The 16,270-nt window shown below is 63.8% G+C and carries 15 protein-coding genes; 11 read left to right on the forward strand and 4 right to left on the reverse strand.

What is annotated here, in order from left to right; all coding sequences use genetic code 11:
- The first annotated feature begins 6 nt into the window (after positions 1-6).
- The 6 genes from R5N89_RS02940 to R5N89_RS02965 all read left to right on the forward strand — a co-directional run bounded on the left by R5N89_RS02940 (position 7) and on the right by R5N89_RS02965 (position 7,120).
- Positions 7-702: a gluconate 2-dehydrogenase subunit 3 family protein gene (locus R5N89_RS02940; protein ID WP_110567118.1), complete on the forward strand. Its 696-nt coding sequence runs from the start codon at positions 7-9 to the stop codon at positions 700-702.
- Positions 699-2,486: a GMC family oxidoreductase gene (locus tag R5N89_RS02945; protein WP_110567120.1), complete on the forward strand. Its 1,788-nt coding sequence runs from the start codon at positions 699-701 to the stop codon at positions 2,484-2,486. Before R5N89_RS02940 ends, R5N89_RS02945 begins: the two co-directional genes overlap by 4 nt.
- 29 nt (positions 2,487-2,515) lie before the next feature.
- Positions 2,516-3,829: a cytochrome c gene (locus tag R5N89_RS02950; RefSeq protein WP_167400815.1), complete on the forward strand. Its 1,314-nt coding sequence runs from the start codon at positions 2,516-2,518 to the stop codon at positions 3,827-3,829.
- An 86-nt stretch (positions 3,830-3,915) separates the two neighbouring features.
- The gene (locus R5N89_RS02955) at positions 3,916-5,127 is read left to right on the forward strand and encodes an L-dopachrome tautomerase-related protein (protein WP_110567374.1); all 1,212 of its coding nucleotides are present in this window, start codon (positions 3,916-3,918) and stop codon (positions 5,125-5,127) included.
- A gap of 44 nt (positions 5,128-5,171) precedes the next feature.
- Entirely contained in the window at positions 5,172-6,248 is a 1,077-nt protein-coding gene (locus tag R5N89_RS02960) for a quinone-dependent dihydroorotate dehydrogenase (protein ID WP_110567125.1), read from the forward strand.
- The gene (locus R5N89_RS02965) at positions 6,245-7,120 is read left to right on the forward strand and encodes a TIGR01459 family HAD-type hydrolase (protein WP_110567127.1); all 876 of its coding nucleotides are present in this window, start codon (positions 6,245-6,247) and stop codon (positions 7,118-7,120) included. Before R5N89_RS02960 ends, R5N89_RS02965 begins: the two co-directional genes overlap by 4 nt.
- 271 nt (positions 7,121-7,391) lie before the next feature.
- On the opposite strand, the gene R5N89_RS02970 is transcribed toward R5N89_RS02965, so the two are convergent.
- Complete coding sequence (locus R5N89_RS02970) at positions 7,392-7,976, reverse strand: YqgE/AlgH family protein (protein WP_110567129.1); 585 nt, start codon at positions 7,974-7,976, stop codon at positions 7,392-7,394.
- 129 nt (positions 7,977-8,105) lie between these two features.
- Here R5N89_RS02970 and R5N89_RS02975 point away from each other — a divergent pair, with 129 nt between their 5' ends.
- Genes R5N89_RS02975 through R5N89_RS02985 form a run of 3 tightly spaced genes read left to right on the forward strand, consistent with a single transcriptional unit; the run spans position 8,106 to position 10,441 of the window.
- Positions 8,106-8,864 (forward strand): SDR family NAD(P)-dependent oxidoreductase, encoded by a 759-nt coding sequence (locus tag R5N89_RS02975; protein ID WP_110567131.1) that lies wholly within the window; start codon positions 8,106-8,108, stop codon positions 8,862-8,864.
- A 2-nt stretch (positions 8,865-8,866) separates the two neighbouring features.
- On the forward strand, positions 8,867-9,793 hold the full coding sequence (locus R5N89_RS02980) for a PPK2 family polyphosphate kinase (RefSeq protein WP_110567132.1): 927 nt from the start codon (positions 8,867-8,869) through the stop codon (positions 9,791-9,793).
- Positions 9,794-9,850: 57 nt separating this feature from the next.
- On the forward strand, positions 9,851-10,441 hold the full coding sequence (locus tag R5N89_RS02985) for a DUF3465 domain-containing protein (protein WP_110567134.1): 591 nt from the start codon (positions 9,851-9,853) through the stop codon (positions 10,439-10,441).
- Between the two features lie 92 nt (positions 10,442-10,533).
- Here R5N89_RS02985 and R5N89_RS02990 read toward each other — a convergent pair whose 3' ends face one another.
- The 3 genes from R5N89_RS02990 to clpS form a co-directional block, all read right to left on the reverse strand.
- Positions 10,534-10,863, reverse strand: coding sequence for a YnfA family protein (locus tag R5N89_RS02990; protein WP_110567136.1), 330 nt, complete (start codon positions 10,861-10,863; stop codon positions 10,534-10,536).
- A 121-nt stretch (positions 10,864-10,984) separates the two neighbouring features.
- Positions 10,985-13,315 (reverse strand): ATP-dependent Clp protease ATP-binding subunit ClpA, encoded by a 2,331-nt coding sequence (gene clpA / locus R5N89_RS02995; protein ID WP_110567138.1) that lies wholly within the window; start codon positions 13,313-13,315, stop codon positions 10,985-10,987.
- A 161-nt stretch (positions 13,316-13,476) separates the two neighbouring features.
- On the reverse strand, positions 13,477-13,908 hold the full coding sequence (clpS, locus tag R5N89_RS03000) for an ATP-dependent Clp protease adapter ClpS (protein WP_244192052.1): 432 nt from the start codon (positions 13,906-13,908) through the stop codon (positions 13,477-13,479).
- Between the two features lie 259 nt (positions 13,909-14,167).
- On the opposite strand from clpS, the gene R5N89_RS03005 reads away from it, so the two are divergent.
- Together R5N89_RS03005 and map are read left to right on the forward strand one after the other, a co-directional pair.
- Positions 14,168-15,289 (forward strand): D-alanyl-D-alanine carboxypeptidase family protein, encoded by a 1,122-nt coding sequence (locus tag R5N89_RS03005; protein WP_110567140.1) that lies wholly within the window; start codon positions 14,168-14,170, stop codon positions 15,287-15,289.
- 137 nt (positions 15,290-15,426) lie between these two features.
- Positions 15,427-16,233: a type I methionyl aminopeptidase gene (map, locus tag R5N89_RS03010; protein WP_110567142.1), complete on the forward strand. Its 807-nt coding sequence runs from the start codon at positions 15,427-15,429 to the stop codon at positions 16,231-16,233.
- Positions 16,234-16,270 lie beyond the last annotated feature (37 nt).

Here is a 16,270-nt window from a genome sequence, read left to right on the forward strand (position 1 = left end):
CAGTTTTTGGGTATCAACGGTTCAGGGTTCATTTCATCGCGGCGGCGCTTCATGCAGGGGCTGGCTGGTGTTGCTACCTGCGGCACGGTATCTGCTTCCGGCACGGGGGCGGCCGCTCCGCCAAAGGCATACACGCCGGTTTTCTTTAACGTGGCGGAATGGAATTTTCTCCTGGCCGCCTGTGATCGCCTGATCCCGGCTGATGCCAGCGGCCCCGGCGCGTTGGCACTCAACGTGCCCCGCTTCATCGACCAGCAGATGACCACGCCCTACGCGCAGGGCGCACAATGGTACATGGCCGGCCCCTTCGTGCAGGGACCGGATAATCTGGGCTACCAGTTGCCTTACCCCCCGCGCGACCTGTACCGCCACGGCATCGCAGGCATGGATGCGCATGCCACCACCCGCCACGCCAGACCCTTTGCGGCCCTCGCGCCCGATGTGCAGGATGACCTGCTGCGGGCTGCCGAAGGCGGCAAGCTGGTGTTTGGCGATGTGCCATCGGCTGCGTTTTTCGATCAGCTTCTGGCCAATGTGATGGAAGGCGCGTTCAGCGACCCCATTCATGGTGGCAATACTGGTCTTGGCGGCTGGGCCATGCTGGGCTTTCCCGGCGCGCGGGCGGATTTCATGGATTGGGTGGACCGCTACGGGGCGCATTACCCGCTGGGCAGTGTCTCCATAACGGGGGAAACGGCATGAGCGATGATGCACGCAAACTCGGGCAGGTTGACGTAGTGGTGGTGGGCGGCGGTTGGGCGGGGTCCATCATGGCCAAGGAAATGACCGAGGCCGGGCGCTCGGTTGTCATGCTCGAACGCGGACCCGACCGGAGCACGGCGGGGGAGGGGGCCTATCCGGCCTCAATCGACGAGCTTGAGGCCAATTTCCGCTACAAACTGTTCCAGGACCTTTCCAAAAATACCGTCACCATCCGCAACAACGGCAACCAGACGGCGCTGCCCTATCGGCGCATGGCCGCCTTTTTGCCGGGCGAGGGCGTGGGTGGGGCGGGGCTGCACTGGTCGGGCGTGCATTTCCGCATCCCGCCCGATGACCTGCGCCTGCGCTCGCGCGTGATCGAGAGATACGGCGCCAAATTCATCCCCGAAGGCATGAACCTTCAGGATTACGGCGTGACCTATGAGGAACTCGAACCCTTTTTTGACAAGGCCGAGAAAGTGTTCGGCACCTCGGGCGAGGCCTATAAGGTCAATGGCCAGGTCGTGGGGCAGGGCAATGTGTTCGCACCCTCGCGCTCGGATCATTTCCCCCTGCCGCCGCTCAAGGATGTCTATACTGCCCACCTGTTCCGCAAGGCGGCGGCGGAAGTGGGTTTTCATCCCTATTCGCTGCCCGCGGCCAATGCCTCGCAGCAATATACCAACCCGTATGGGGTGCAGATGGGGCCGTGCAATTTCTGTGGTTATTGCAGCGGCTATGCCTGTTACATGTATTCCAAGGCCTCGCCCAACGTGAACATCCTGCCGGTGCTGCGCAGACATCCGTTGTTCGAGCTTCGGCCCAACTGCCATGTGCTCAGGGTGGAACGCGACAGCACGGGCAAACGCGCCACGGGTGTTACCTATACCGATGCCGATGGCAAGGTCGTGACCCAGCCTGCGGAAATGGTGATCCTGACCGCCTTCCAGTTCCATAACGTGCGGCTGATGCTGCTTTCGGGCATTGGCAAGCCGTATGACCCGCTCAAGAACGAAGGCGTTGTGGGGCGCAATTTTGTCTACCAGAACGTAACCACCAGCACGGTGTGGCTCGACCCGAAGGTGGAGACCAACCAGTATATCGGCGCAGGCGGCGGCGGCGTTGCGTTTGATGACTTCAACAGCGAGAACTTTGACCACGGGCCGCTCGGCTTCGTGGGTGGTTCGCCGGTGTGGGTCAACCAGGCAGGGGTCAGGGCCATTGCGGCGGCACATTCCGGCGGCCCGCCGGGCACGCCACGCTGGGGCAGTGCGTGGAAGGCGGGCATGATCGACACCTATCGCCACTCCCTGCGCATCGACGCGCATGGGGCGAACATGGCTTACCGCGATGTCTATCTCGATCTCGACCCGACATGGAAGGACGCCTACGGCCAGCCGCTGCTGCGCATGACGTTTGACTGGAAGGACAACGACATCCGCATGAACCGCTACGTGGTGGATAAAATTGGTGACGTGGCGAAAGCCATGGGCGCGCGTGACGTGCATCTGACCAGGCGTGAATTCGGCAGGCCATTCGATACGCGCCAGTACCAGACCACCCATCTGGGTGGTGGCGCCGTGATGGGCACGGACCCGCAGACAAGCGCGCTTAACCGCTACATGCAGTCATGGGATGTGCATAATGTGTTCGTGATCGGGGCCAACGCCTTCCCGCAGGGCACGGGCTACAACCCCACCGGCATGGTCGCGGCCCTGGCCTACTGGGCGGCGCACCACATCCGCACCACCTACCTTGCCCATCCCGGCCCGCTGGCCGGATGAGGGGGGTATGGAAATCCGGGCTGCGCCTCATGGCCGCAGTCCTGCTGGTCCTGTCGGCTCGGGGTGCCCCGCCTGCGCGGGCGCAGGAGGCGCAGGCTCCGGCAGATCTGGTCACGCGTGGGGAATATGTGGCCGAGGCGGCGGATTGCGGCGCCTGCCACACCGTGCCCGGTGGCCCGCACTTTGCAGGCGGGATGGCCTTTCACCTGCCCACCGGCACGCTGTATGCGCCCAACATCACGCCGGATGCAAAGGCGGGGATCGGCCAGTATTCCGAAGCCGAATTCATCCGCGCCATACGCAATGGCATCCGCCGCGACGGGGCCACGCTGTACCCGGCCATGCCCTATCCCTCCTACGCCCGCATGACCGATGACGACCTGCATGCGCTTTATGCCTATTTCATGCAGGGGGTTAAGCCTGTCGCTACGCCGGTGGTGCAGGATGGCATGCACTGGCCGTTGTCCATGCGCTGGCCGCTCACGGTATGGCGCAGGCTGTTTGCCCCTGATCCGGCGGCAACGCTAAAGGGGGCTACGGCGCGTAATTTCCCCGACCCGGTGGTGGCGCGCGGGGCCTATCTGGTCGAAGGGCCAGGCCATTGCGGGGCCTGCCACACGCCGCGCGCCGTGACCATGCAGGAAAAAGCCCTGACGGCGGAGGATGGTGCGCTCTACCTGTCTGGCGGGGCCCCGGTTGATGGCTGGCGGCCTGTCAGCCTGCGTGGCGAGAACCGTACCGGGCTGGGGCGGTGGAGCGAGCAGGATATCGTGCGCTTTCTGGCCACCGGGCGCATGCCACTTGGTGCTGCCTTTGGGGGCATGACCGATGCCATCAACCACGGCACCCAGCACATGACGGCGGATGACCAACTCGCCATTGCCCGCTACCTCAAGACCCTCTCGCCCACAACACCTGCAAAGGCGCCGGGCTGGGCATATGACCCTGCCGCCACCAATGCCCTGCGCGCGGGTGATATGGGCGCGCGCGGCGCGCGGCATTACGTGGATAGCTGTGCCGCCTGCCACCGCACCGACGGGCACGGCTACCCCACAACCTTCCCGCCGCTGGCGGGCAACCCGGTGGTGATGGACCCGACACCGGATTCGCTCATTCGCATCGTGCTGGAGGGCAATACGCTGCGGGCGACGAAGCAGGCCCCTTCCGCCTTTGTCATGCCCGGTTTTGCCGCCCGCATGGATGATGCGGCGGTGGCCGATACCGTAAGCTTCATCCGCGCCGCATGGGGTAATGATGCGCCTGCTGTGAATGTGGCCGATGTTGCGCGCATCCGGCGCAGCCTGTCGCCTGAACACCCGCCCGCCTCGCTGCCCATGAACTGATTGTGAACGCCATGCGGCGCGTGGCGCGATTGCCCTTGCGGTCCTGACTTGCATGAATGGGCGCGGGCCGCACAAACCGGGGGAGAATATCCATGACCATGCACAGGCGTGATCTGCTGTTCGGTGCGGCTCTCGTGGCGGTAGCGGGTTCTGCTTCCCTGGCGCAGGCGGCTGAACCCGCGCAGATGCCCATCAATCACGACCATGGCGCCGCCCCCGAAGGCCCGTTCGAGATCGTGGCCCGTTTCGATGGTCCCGGCCCGTCGGGCATTGCGGTCACGGGCGGGCGGGTGTTCGTGGGGTTTCCGCGCCATGCGGTCAACCACAGGGGCGCGACGCTGGCCGAACTGAAAAATGGCCGTCTTCTGCCCTATCCCGATGCCGCTACCGCCATGCCCTCAGGCCGGCCGCCTGCCACCCGGCTCATGTCCATCCACGGCATGACCACCGATGCGAAGGGGCGGCTCTGGGCCATTGATGATGGCAAGCTGGCAGGCGAGCCACTGGCGGCGGGGGCGGCCAAGGTGATCGGCATCGACCCGGCCACCAACCACATCTTCGCCAGTATCGTGCTGACTGCGCCCACCCTCCTGCCCGACAGCCACATGAACGACCTGCGCGTGGACCTGACGCATGGACCGCAGGGCACGGTGTTCATTACCGATTCCTCGTTTGGCCAGTCGCCCGCCCTCGTGGTGGTGGATGTAGCGAGTGGCCGCCAGCGCCGGGTGCTGGCAAGTCACCCCTCCATTCAGGCCGAACACCCCTTCATGGCGGTGGTGGAGGGGCGGCCGCTGGTGTTTGACCCGCCTGCGCACAAGCCTGCCTTTGTCTCGGGCGGGGTGGATGGCATCACGCTCTCGCCCGACAGCGCCACGCTGTATTACAGCCCGCTGACCAGCAGGCGGCTGTACAGTATTCCCACCGCCCTGCTGGCCGATTTTGACAAAACCGATGCGCAGCTTGCCGCAGCCATAAGCGATCTGGGCGAAAAGGGTGTGGCTGACGGGCTGGCCACTGATGCGCAGGGCCGCATCTACACCACCAATTTCGAGCATGACGCCATCTTCCGCCGCAATACCGATGGCTCGTTCGACACCATGGTGCGCGACCCGCGCGTGCTCTCGCCCGATGGCATTTTTGTTGATGGCACCATGGTTTACTGCACGCTGGGCCAGTGGAACCGCCTTGGTGGCCTCAACGGGGGCCATGATCTGCGCGTGCCGCCCTATTACCTGATCCGCTTCCCCACCGATGCGCCAGCACCGGTTGATGCCACAAAGCCCTTGCCGGGTTAGTTGCCCCTTTCCCCCGGCGCTGAATTGCGGCAACAATCGTGGCCATGAATATTATGTCGCGCATGATCCTGCCCCTGATGCGGCGCCTGGAGCCCGAGGCCGCCCATCATATTGCTCTTGATGCCCTGCAACTTGGCCTTGGCGGCGTCTCCTGCCCCGGTAATGACGACCCGGCGCTGTCCGTCCGCGCCATGGGGCTGCGCTTTCCCAACCCCATCGGCATGGCGGCGGGGTTTGACAAGAACGCCGTGGTGGTGCGCCCGCTCACGCGCGCGGGCTTCGGCTTTGTCGAGGCCGGCACCGTCACTCCGCGCCCGCAGCCCGGCAACCCGCAGCCGCGCCTGTTCCGCCTGACCGAAGACCGCGCCATCATCAACCGCATGGGCTTCAACAACCAGGGCATCGACCGCTTTGCCGTGCGCATGGCGCGGCTGCATCGCGTGTCCTCGCCGCGCCGCAAGCCCGGCGCGCAGGTGCCGGTGGGGGCCAACCTTGGCATCAACAAGGTGGGTGCAGACCCCGAGCGCGATTACCCCATGCTGGTGGGGCGCGTTAAGCACTATGCCGATTATATCGTCATCAACCTGTCATCGCCCAACACGCCGGGGCTGCGCGACCTGCTTGAGGCATCACGGCTCAAGGGCATTCTTGACGCCATCAATGCAGCCCACCCCGAGCGCCCGCCGCTGCTGGTCAAGATCTCGCCCGATATCGCGCATGATGATGTCGAAGCCGTGGTCGAGGCCGCCATTGCCGGCGGCGCGCAGGGGCTGATCGTGTCCAACACCACCATCTCGCGCCCGGCGGGGCTGCTCAGCCCCTACGCTACCGAGACCGGAGGGCTGTCGGGCCGCCCGCTGCGCCCGCTGGCGCAGGACATGCTGACCCGCGTGGCGAAGGTGGCGGCAGGCCGCGTGGCGCTGGTGGCCAGCGGTGGCATCGAGACCGGCGTGGACATTCTCGACCGGGTCAAGGCCGGGGCCGACCTTGTGCAGATCTATACGGCTTATGTGTACGAAGGGCCGGGCATTCTCAAGCGCCTCAAGGCCGAGACGCTCCGCGCCCTGCGGGCCGAAGGTTTCGAGACGCTGGCCGATGCCAAAGGGGCCGCCCTTAAATGAAATGGCATGATGGCCTGGCCGCGCTAAGCCTTGATTATGATGGCTATATCCTCGACCTGTGGGGCGTGGTGCATAATGGCGTAGTACCTTATCCCGGCGTGCTGGAATGCCTGCAACGCCTGCGCGAGGCGGGCAAGCGGGTGGTCCTGCTCTCCAACGCGCCGCGGCGCACCGCCACGGTGGAGCCGGGCCTGCGCCGCATGGGCGTGAGTGCGGACCTGTATGATGGCATCATGACCAGCGGCGAGTGCACGCATCGCATGCTTGCCGCCCGCACCGACCCGTGGTTTGCGGGGCTGGGCCGCCGCATGGTCCATCTCGGCCCCGACAAGGACGTGGATGTCTATGCCGGGCTTGACCTTGATGTGGTGACCGACCCCGCTCAGGCAGATTTCGTGCTCAATACCGGGCCGGACGCCGAACTGGGCGAGGAGGAAATTACCCCCTACCTGCCCCTGCTGGAGCAGTGCGCGGCCCGCAGCCTGCCCATGATCTGCGCCAACCCCGACCAGCAGGTGATTCGCGGCAGCCAGCGCCTGATCTGCGCGGGTGCGATGGCAAGCTGGTATGAAAGCCGCAACCGTGCCGTGCGCTGGATTGGCAAGCCCTACCCGGAAGTCTACGCGCTGGCGTTATCGCTACTTGATGTGCCGGGCGAGCGCGTGCTGGCGCTAGGCGATGCGCTGGCCACCGACATGCGTGGTGCCGCCACGGCAGGCATTGACGGCTGCTGGGTGCTGGGCGGCATCCATCAGGAAATGCTGGGCGGCAGCTGGGAGCACAACCGCAACCCCGATTACGATCTGGCGGTGGCGGAAGCGACCGCAGCCGGGCTAACCCCGGTCGCCTGCGTGCCGTCGCTGCGCTGGTAGGCCATATGCGTCTGGCCCGGCGCATGTGACATCCGCAATGCCCTGAAATGATAAAAGTTTTTGGCGACGTTTTTCAAAAAGCTTCGAAAGACGTCGCCTTTAAAAAAGGCGATACCCAAAAACTTTTCTTCTGTAAAACAAGTCCGGATGGATCGCGTGTTTCACTGTCCCATCGATCAGGATACGCGCGCCAGGGTCTGGCGTGATTGCATGCAGTTTGAAAGATTCTGCCAAGGCGGCCTGCACGTGTGGCAGCCGGTCCTGACTGACGTCAGGCGTGGCCCGCCGCCCCGGTAAACCACGCCGGGTCAATGCGCACGCTGGCCAGCGCCTGCCGCCACTTGGCGTTATGGTCGGGGCCGAACACGATGGCCTCGGTGGCGGGGGCGGCAACCCAGGCATTGTGGTGCAGCATCTCGTCTTCCAGCTGGCCTGCCTCCCAGCTGGCATGGCCCATGGCCAGCATGGCGTGGGCCGGGCCGTTGCCATCGGCAATGTCACGCAGCACGTCAAGGCTGGCGGTCAGCGTCGTGCTGTCATCGACCGGCAGGCTGCCATCGCCGCTCCAGTCCGATGTATGCAGCACGAAGCCGCGCCCGTTATCCATCGGGCCGCCCGCGCACAGATTGATGCGGCGGCGGGGCGGCACGGGCGCAATGCCAAGCTGTTCAAGCACATCATCAAGTACGGGTTGCGACAGCCTGCGGTTGACGACCAGCCCCATTGCGCCATCCTCGGGCGTATGGGCGCATAGATAGATGACACTCCGCGCGAAGGCGGGGTCGGTCAGGGCAGGGGTGGCCACCAGCAGGTGACCGGTCAGGCTACGGCCTGGAGATGTCGCGAAGGAAGCCATACACCACCATAGAACCGGATTTGCCCTCTTTTGCAACCATTTCAGCTTCGGGTTGTATGGTTGTTAGCCCCCATGACGGGAGGCGACGGATATGCAAGGCTGACCACCGACACAGCAGGAGAAAAGACCATGAAGCAGATTGCACTGGTAACGGGGGCCACGGCCGGATTCGGCAAGGCAATCGCCACGCGGCTCGTGCGTGATGGGTATCGTGTCATTGCCACCGGCCGCAGGCGCGAACGCCTTGATGCGCTGGCGGCCGAACTCGGGCCGGACCTGCTGGCCTTCGAGCTGGACATGACCGATGCCGCAGCCATTGCCGCCCTGCCGGGCAGCCTGCCCGAGGGCTGGCGCGATGTGGATGTGCTGGTCAATAACGCGGGTCTCGCCCTGGGCATGGAAAAGGCGCAGGAGGCGGACGTGGCCAACTGGCAGACCATGATCGCCACCAACGTGACCGGCATGGCCGAACTGACGCGCGTGCTGCTGCCTGGCATGGTGGCGCGCGACCGCGGGCATGTCGTGACGCTGGGCAGCACGGCGGGCATCTATCCCTATACCGGCGGCAATGTGTATGGCGCGACCAAGGCGTTCGTGCGCCAGTTCACCCGCAACCTGCGCTGCGACCTGCTGGGCCATAATGTGCGCGTGACCAATATCGAGCCGGGCCTGTGTGGCGGCAGCGAGTTCAGCACCGTGCGCCTGCGCGACCCGGCCAGGGCGGCGGCGGTGTATGAAGGGACCAAGCCCCTGCTGCCCGAGGATATTGCCGAGACCCTGTCCTGGATCATTGCGCTGCCGCGTCATGTGAATATCAACGAGGTGGAGATGATGCCGACCTGTCAGGCGGCTGGTGGCCTCGCGGTGGCGCGGGGCATGAAGGATTGAGTATGGCCCGCAAGAAAACGACCACAAACACGCTCGCGCGGCGTTTCAGCGTGCATAATGGCAAGGGGTTCTCCCTTGCCGACTGCCCGACCCGGGCAGCGGAGGCCTGCGGGCTGGACAAGAAAACCGGCAAGCAGCTGCTCAGGGAGCGCATCCGTCACCTCTCGCAACTGCAGGCCCTGCTATACGCCAACAACACATGGTCGGTGCTGGTCGTGCTGCAGGCCCTTGATGCGGGCGGCAAGGATGGCGTGATCAAGCATGTCATGTCGGGCATCAACCCGCAGGGGGTCAGTGTCTCGTCATTCAAGCAGCCCGGCCCGGTCGAGCTGGCGCATGGTTATCTGTGGCGCGAGCACATGGTGGCGCCTGCTGCTGGCCGCATCGGCATCTTCAACCGCAGCCATTATGAGGAAGTGCTCGTCACCCGCGTGCACCCCGAACTGCTCGAGCACGAATGCCTGCCGCTGAGCCTGCGCCGCAGGCCCACCTTCTGGAAGGACCGTTACGAGGATATCAGCAGTTTCGAGCGCTACATGGCCCGGCAGGGCACGATCGTGCTGAAGTTCTTCCTGCATCTTTCCAAGGAGGAGCAGCGCCTGCGCTTTTTGAAGCGCATCAGGCACCGCGCCAAGAACTGGAAGTTCTCACCTGCCGATATTCATGAGCGTCAGTACTGGGATGACTACCAGAACGCCTATGAGGAAGCGATCCGTCACACGGCCCACCCCGATGCACCGTGGTTTGTCGTGCCCGCCGACCAGAAATGGTTCGAGCGCCTGGTCGTGATCGAGGCGATCATCGACGCGCTGGAGAAGCTGCACCTGAAAATGCCCGCCATGGACCCCGCCATGGAGGCGGATATGGAAAAGGCCCGCAGGCAGCTTGAGGCGGAAGCCCCCCGGCCCGCGCATAACCCCGTTCATTGACGCCGCCGCCCGCGCACCGCAAAAGATTGTAATCTTTTGAAGAGGGAGAACATTCAGATGGCGGCAATGCGCTGGCAGCGATGCGTGATGACGGGGCTCGGGGCGGTCGTGGCACTGCAGATGGGGAGTATTGCGCCCGCCCATGCGCGGCACCACCACCACCGGCACGAAAGTGAATACACGCGTGATGAGACGCAGGACACGCAGGGCGCGCAAAGCGGCCGCGAGGGCGGCAGCTCACGCCCGCAGCCCATTGCCAGCCCCGTGCCCACGGCCTGCGATGACGGCAAATTCCTAGCCGATCTTCAGGCTGCGGAAGCCAGCAGCAGCGAAGCCCACCCCGACCGGGTCGAGCATGTGTGCGGGAAGGTCATCGCCGTTTCGGCGTCCAAGCGCACGCGCAGCGGCCTGCACGGGTATTTTTATGTTGACGTGGGGCATGGCGTGTCCATCCGCATCGTGTCGGATCTGGACCGGATGACAGCACCCACATGGCCTTGGGTGGCCAAGGACGACCAGGCCGATGTGCTGGGCCGCTATTATTATGATAATGCCCGCCGCCAGGGCATTGACTGGACCCATCATGGCACCGGGCGGAGCTGGCCGGTTGAGGGCTATGTCAGCGTCAACGGCACCCGTTACCAGTAATCACGTTGATAAGAGTTTTTGGGGGCCGCCTTTTTTCAAAAAGGCGGCGTTCTTCTGAAGCGTTTTGAAAAATGCTTCTCCAGAAACTCTTGTCAGGGATGGGCGCGTGGAGCGAACAGGATCAGCCCTGCACCCGCAAGGCAGATCGCGGCGCCCAGTATATCCCACCGATCAGGCGGCAGGCCTTCGACCAGCCAGGACCAGATCAGGCTGGCCACGATGTACACGCCACCATAAATGGCATAGGCCCGCCCCGCGTTATCAGCAGGGCTGAAGGTCAGCAGCCACGCAAAAACCACCAGCGACAGGCAGCCCGGCACCAGCACGAACGGCGAGCGGCCAAGGCGCATCCAGGCCCAGAAACAGAAGCAGCCGCCAATCTCGGCAAAGGCTGCGGGAATGTAGATGGCGGCGGTGAGCATGGTCTTCCTGTAGAAAAAAGATCAGAAGTTTTTAGTGAAGCTTTTTTCAAAAAAGCAGCGCTAAAAAAAACAGGAGCCATTTCTGGCTCCTGTTCTTGTTTTCAGGTTAAGCGGATTACGCTCAGTCAGCAGCTTCGGCTTCGCGGGTGCTGTCGCCTTCATCGCCTTCGGGGGAATCGTTTTCCGCCTGCGAGATATATTCAAAGTCGAGCTTGCCATCCTTGAGCGTGATCTTGGCAACCCCGCCCTTGGTCAGCTTGCCAAACAGCAGTTCCTCGGCCAGCGGCTTCTTGATGTTTTCCTGAATGACACGGCCCAGGGGGCGCGCGCCATACAGGCGGTCGTAGCCACGTTCGGCCAGCCATTCCCGCGCGGCGGACGAGATCTCGATCATCACGTTGCGATCAGCCAACTGGGCTTCAAGCTGGAAGATGAACTTCTCCACCACCCGGTCCACCACATGCGGCGACAGGTTGGCGAACGGAATGATCGCATCAAGCCGGTTGCGGAACTCCGGCGTGAACAGGCGCTTGATCGCATCCTCGTCCTCGCCTTCGCGACTGGTGCGGCCAAAACCGATGGCCTCCTTGCTCAGGTCGGCGGCGCCCGCGTTCGTGGTCATGATCAGCACCACGTTGCGGAAATCGACCGTCTTGCCGTTATGGTCGGTCAGCCGCCCATGGTCCATCACCTGCAGCAGCACGTTATACAGATCCTGATGCGCCTTCTCGATTTCATCAAGCAGCAGGACCGCATGCGGGTGCTGGTCAATGGCATCGGTCAGCAGGCCACCCTGGTCAAAGCCCACATAGCCCGGCGGTGCGCCGATCAGCCGCGAGATCGAATGCCGCTCCATGTATTCCGACATGTCGAAGCGGATCAGCTCAATGCCCAGCGTTGCCGCAAGCTGCTTGGCCACTTCCGTCTTGCCCACGCCCGTGGGGCCGGAGAACAGGTAGTTGCCAATCGGCTTTTCCGGGTCGCGCAGGCCCGCGCGTGACAGCTTGATCGCGGCCGTCAGGGCCTCGATCGCCTTGTCCTGCCCGTACACCATGCCCTTGAGGTCACGCTCGAGCGAACGCAGGGTTTCCTTGTCGTCCGACGAGACGCTCTTGGGCGGGATGCGGGCGATCTTCGCCACGATGTCTTCCACATCCTTCAGCGTAACGGTCTTGCGGCGGCGGTTCTCGGGCACCAGCATGCGCGAGGCGCCAACCTCGTCAATCACGTCGATGGCCTTGTCGGGCAGCTTGCGGTCGTGGATGTACTTGGCGGCAAGTTCCACCGCCCCACGGATCGCATCATCGGTGTAGCGCACCTTGTGGTGCTTCTCGTAATTGACCTTGAGGCCACGCAGGATCTTGATCGCATCCTCGACCGAAGGCTCCGCCACGTCGATCTTCTGGAACCGGCGTACGAGTGCACGGTCTTTCTCGAAGTGCTGGCGGTATTCCTTGTAGGTGGTCGAGCCCATGCAGCGCAGCGTGCCGGCGGCAAGGGCGGGCTTGAGCAGGTTGGAGGCATCCATCGCCCCGCCCGAGGTGGCGCCCGCGCCAATCACGGTATGGATCTCGTCAATGAACAGGATCGAGCCGGGATTGTTGTCGAGTTCGGTCACGACCGCCTTCAGCCGTTCCTCGAAGTCGCCACGGTAGCGCGTGCCCGCAAGCAGCGCGCCCATGTCGAGCGAGTAGATGGTGGCGTTGAGCAGCACTTCAGGCACGTCGCCTTCAACGATGCGCTTGGCCAGCCCTTCGGCAATGGCGGTCTTGCCCACGCCGGGGTCGCCTACGTAAAGCGGGTTGTTCTTGGTGCGGCGGCACAGGATCTGGATCGTGCGCTCGATTTCAGAGTCGCGGCCGATCAGCGGGTCGACCTTGCCTTCCTGCGCCTTGTCATTGAGGTTGGTGCAGTAGGTGGACAGCGCATCCTGGTTCTTCTGCCCGGTCTTGCCGCGCTCCTCGGTCTCGCCGCCTTCGGGCGGGCTGCCCGCAACCGGGCGGCGCGTGGAGCGGTCGGGTGCCTTGGCAATGCCGTGGGAGATGAAGTTGACCGCATCAAGCCGCGTCATGTCCTGCAACTGCAGGAAGTAAACGGCATGGCTCTCGCGCTCGGCAAACAGGGCTACAAGCACGTTGGCCCCGGTCACCTCGTCGCGCCCGGTGGACTGCACGTGAATGGCCGCGCGCTGAATTACGCGCTGGAAAGCGGCCGTGGGCTTGGGGTCAACGGTGCGGTCGGCCGCGAGGCCTGCGAGATCCTTGTCAAGAAAATCGGTCAGGTCGGTGCGCAGCTTGTTCAGATCGACCCCGCAGGCGCGGAATACCGTTACGGCATCAGGGTCATCGATCAGCGCGAGGAGGAGGTGTTCAAGCGTTGCGTATTCGTGCCGGCGGTCGCCAGCCAGTGTCAGCGCACGGTGAAGCGTCTGTTCAAGATTACGTGACAACATGCCGAGACGCTCCTTTTCCAAGTGGGGCCACCAGAGCCCCGGAGATCATAACCGGTAAGCCAGGACAATCCTTGCCCTGTTGCGATGGAAATGCCAGCACAAAATGCCATGGAACGCGATCGGATCGCGACGGGGGCGTTAAGATGCGCTTGCTCGTGGGCTCAGTCCTTTTCGATCGTGCATTGCAGCGGGTGCTGGTTCTGGCGCGCGAGGTCCATCACCTGCGTTACCTTGGTTTCGGCAACCTCGTACGTAAAGACCCCGCACACGCCCACGCCACGTTTGTGAACGTGGAGCATGATGTCAGTCGCTTCCTCGCGGTTTTTCTGGAAAAAGCGCTCGAGCACATGCACCACGAATTCCATGGGCGTGTAATCATCATTGAGCATCAGCACCTTGTACATCGCCGGCTTGCGGGTCTGTGGCCGGGTGCGGATGACCACGTCGATCATGCCGTCATCATTGCCCGGCGGCGAGTCCTGCCCGCCGTTACGGCGCGGGGGCGTATTGCCCCCATGCCCATATGGGCGCGGGCTGTCCGCGCAGGGTCGGGGCGCGGGGTGGGGCAGGGAAACTTGAGCAATAGAAGACATGACAGGTACCATATTGGAACTTTGCCGCCGGTTGAAAGGGGCGAGCGCCGGGGGGCAGGGATTTTTTTGCATGTGCCCTGATCCGCTGCCGCCCGCGTTTATGGAATGGCAAGGATATAAATACGCTCTGGACGAATAGAAAACCTTTCTTTTAGAATGGTTGCAGCCAAGCAACCCGTGAATGGATGGAGGGGTGCCGGGTAACCCCGTGCGCCCGAAGCCGTATGATGATGATTGCACGCGCAGGTTTCGCCATCCCATGAGCCGTTTATCCGCTACCCGTTTTTCCCGCCTCAAGGTCACTGTAACCGTGGGGCTGTGTGTCGGCCTTGGGGGCATGCAGGCGGCAAGGGCGCAATATGTGGGGCAGGTCAGCTCCATCGTGGTCGATGCCCGCACCGGGGCCGTGCTGTCGCAGCAGGATTCGGACCTGCGTCGCTACCCCGCCAGCCTGACCAAGCTGATGACGCTTTACCTCGCTTTCAAGGCCGTGCGCACGGGGCAGGTTGCATTTAATCAGGAAATGCCGGTTTCGGTTCACGCCGCCTCGATGGAGCCCTCCAAGCTTGGCCTGCGTCCGGGTTCGCAGCTTACGGTGGAGCAGGCGGTGCTCGCACTGGTCACCAAGTCCGCCAATGACGCGGCCTGCGCGCTTGGCGAGTTCCTTGGCGGTGGTGACGAGACCCGCTTCGCCGCGATGATGACGCGCGAGGCCGGCAGGCTTGGCATGTATGACACCGTGTTCCGCAACGCGTCCGGCCTGCCCAACCCCGAGCAGATGACATCGGCGCGTGACCTCGCCATCCTGGCGCGCCACCTGATCGTGGATTATGGCGAGTACTATCATTATTTCGCGGTGCCGGGCTTCTATTTCCACGGGCGCGAAGTGCCCAACCATGATCCGATGCTCGGCGCCTATCCCGGCGCCGATGGCCTCAAGACCGGTTATACGGATGAGGCGGGGCATAACCTCGTCACCTCCGCCGTGCGCGACAACGTGCGCCTGATCGGCGTGGTGATGGGGGCGAAGTCCAATACGCGGCGCAACACCACCATGGCCGCCCTGCTTGACACGAGCTTTGCGGCCGAGGGCGTGGCCCCCGTGGCACGTCCTGCCACAAGGCCGCTGCTATTGGCGCGTGCGGGCGGCAGGTCTGCCCTCGGCCGCCATGGCATGACGCTGGCCTCCGCGCGGCTGCGGGCCGAGACAGCGGATGAAGTGGCCGAGGCCCCGGCCATTCCCGCCTCTTACACCCGCATCCGGCGCGGGCATGGCACGGTGGTGCACGTGCACCCAGCCCCCGTGCGGGCGCATGTGCATCTGGTCAGCATGGGGCATGTGGCGCACGCCACGCACGCACGCGCCAAGTCACGAAGCTGACAGCACGCGTCGGGCAGGGTATAGAAGGCACGATTATCCATCCGGCGCGGCTGGCAGGCGGGTCAGGCGTGTTCCTGTTGTCCCTCTCATGACTGCGGGCGGGTGGTCATGCACAGATGACAGGAAAGGTTAGCGGCATGGAAGGCGATATGCACGGCGGCGCGGTAAAGATTCACACGCCAGAAGACTTCGTGGGCATGCGGGCAGCGGGCCAGCTTGCCGCCCGCACGCTCGACATGATCACCCCGCACGTGCGCGAGGGGGTCACCACGGGCGAACTCGACCGCCTCATTCATGATTACATGCTGGCCAATGATGCGGTGCCCGCCACGCTGGGCTATCGCGGCTACCCGGCCTCGAGCTGCATTTCGATCAATCATGTCGTCTGCCACGGCATTCCGGGCGAAAAGACGCTGAAGGATGGCGACATCCTCAACATCGACGTGACCGTCATCCTTGATGGCTGGTACGGTGATACGAGCCGGATGTACACCGTGGGCAAGGTCAAGCTGCGCGCGCAGAAGCTGATCGAGGCGACCTACGAATCCCTCATGCTGGCCATTGATGCCGTGCGCCCCGGCGCGACGCTGGGCGATATCGGGCACATCATCCAGACCTATGCCGAGGCGCGGCGCTTTTCAGTGGTGCGTGATTTCTGCGGGCATGGAATCGGGCGCACCTTCCACGCGCCGCCCAACGTGCTGCATTACGGCAACCCCGGCGAGGACCTGGTGCTGCGTCCGGGCATGTTCTTCACCATCGAGCCCATGCTCAATATCGGCCGCCCGGACGTGAAGATCCTTGAGGACAAATGGACCGCCGTGACGCGCGACCGTTCGCTGTCCGCCCAGTTCGAGCACATGATGGGTGTGACGGAGGACGGGTGCGAGGTCTTCACCCTCTCGCCCGCAGGCTATACCTGCCCGCCCTATCCGCAGGCGTAATACGCTGCCCCCCGCCGCCGCGCGCGGGGGATAAGGA

The organism is Komagataeibacter sucrofermentans DSM 15973, from assembly GCF_040581405.1.
GTDB lineage: Bacteria > Pseudomonadota > Alphaproteobacteria > Acetobacterales > Acetobacteraceae > Komagataeibacter > Komagataeibacter sucrofermentans.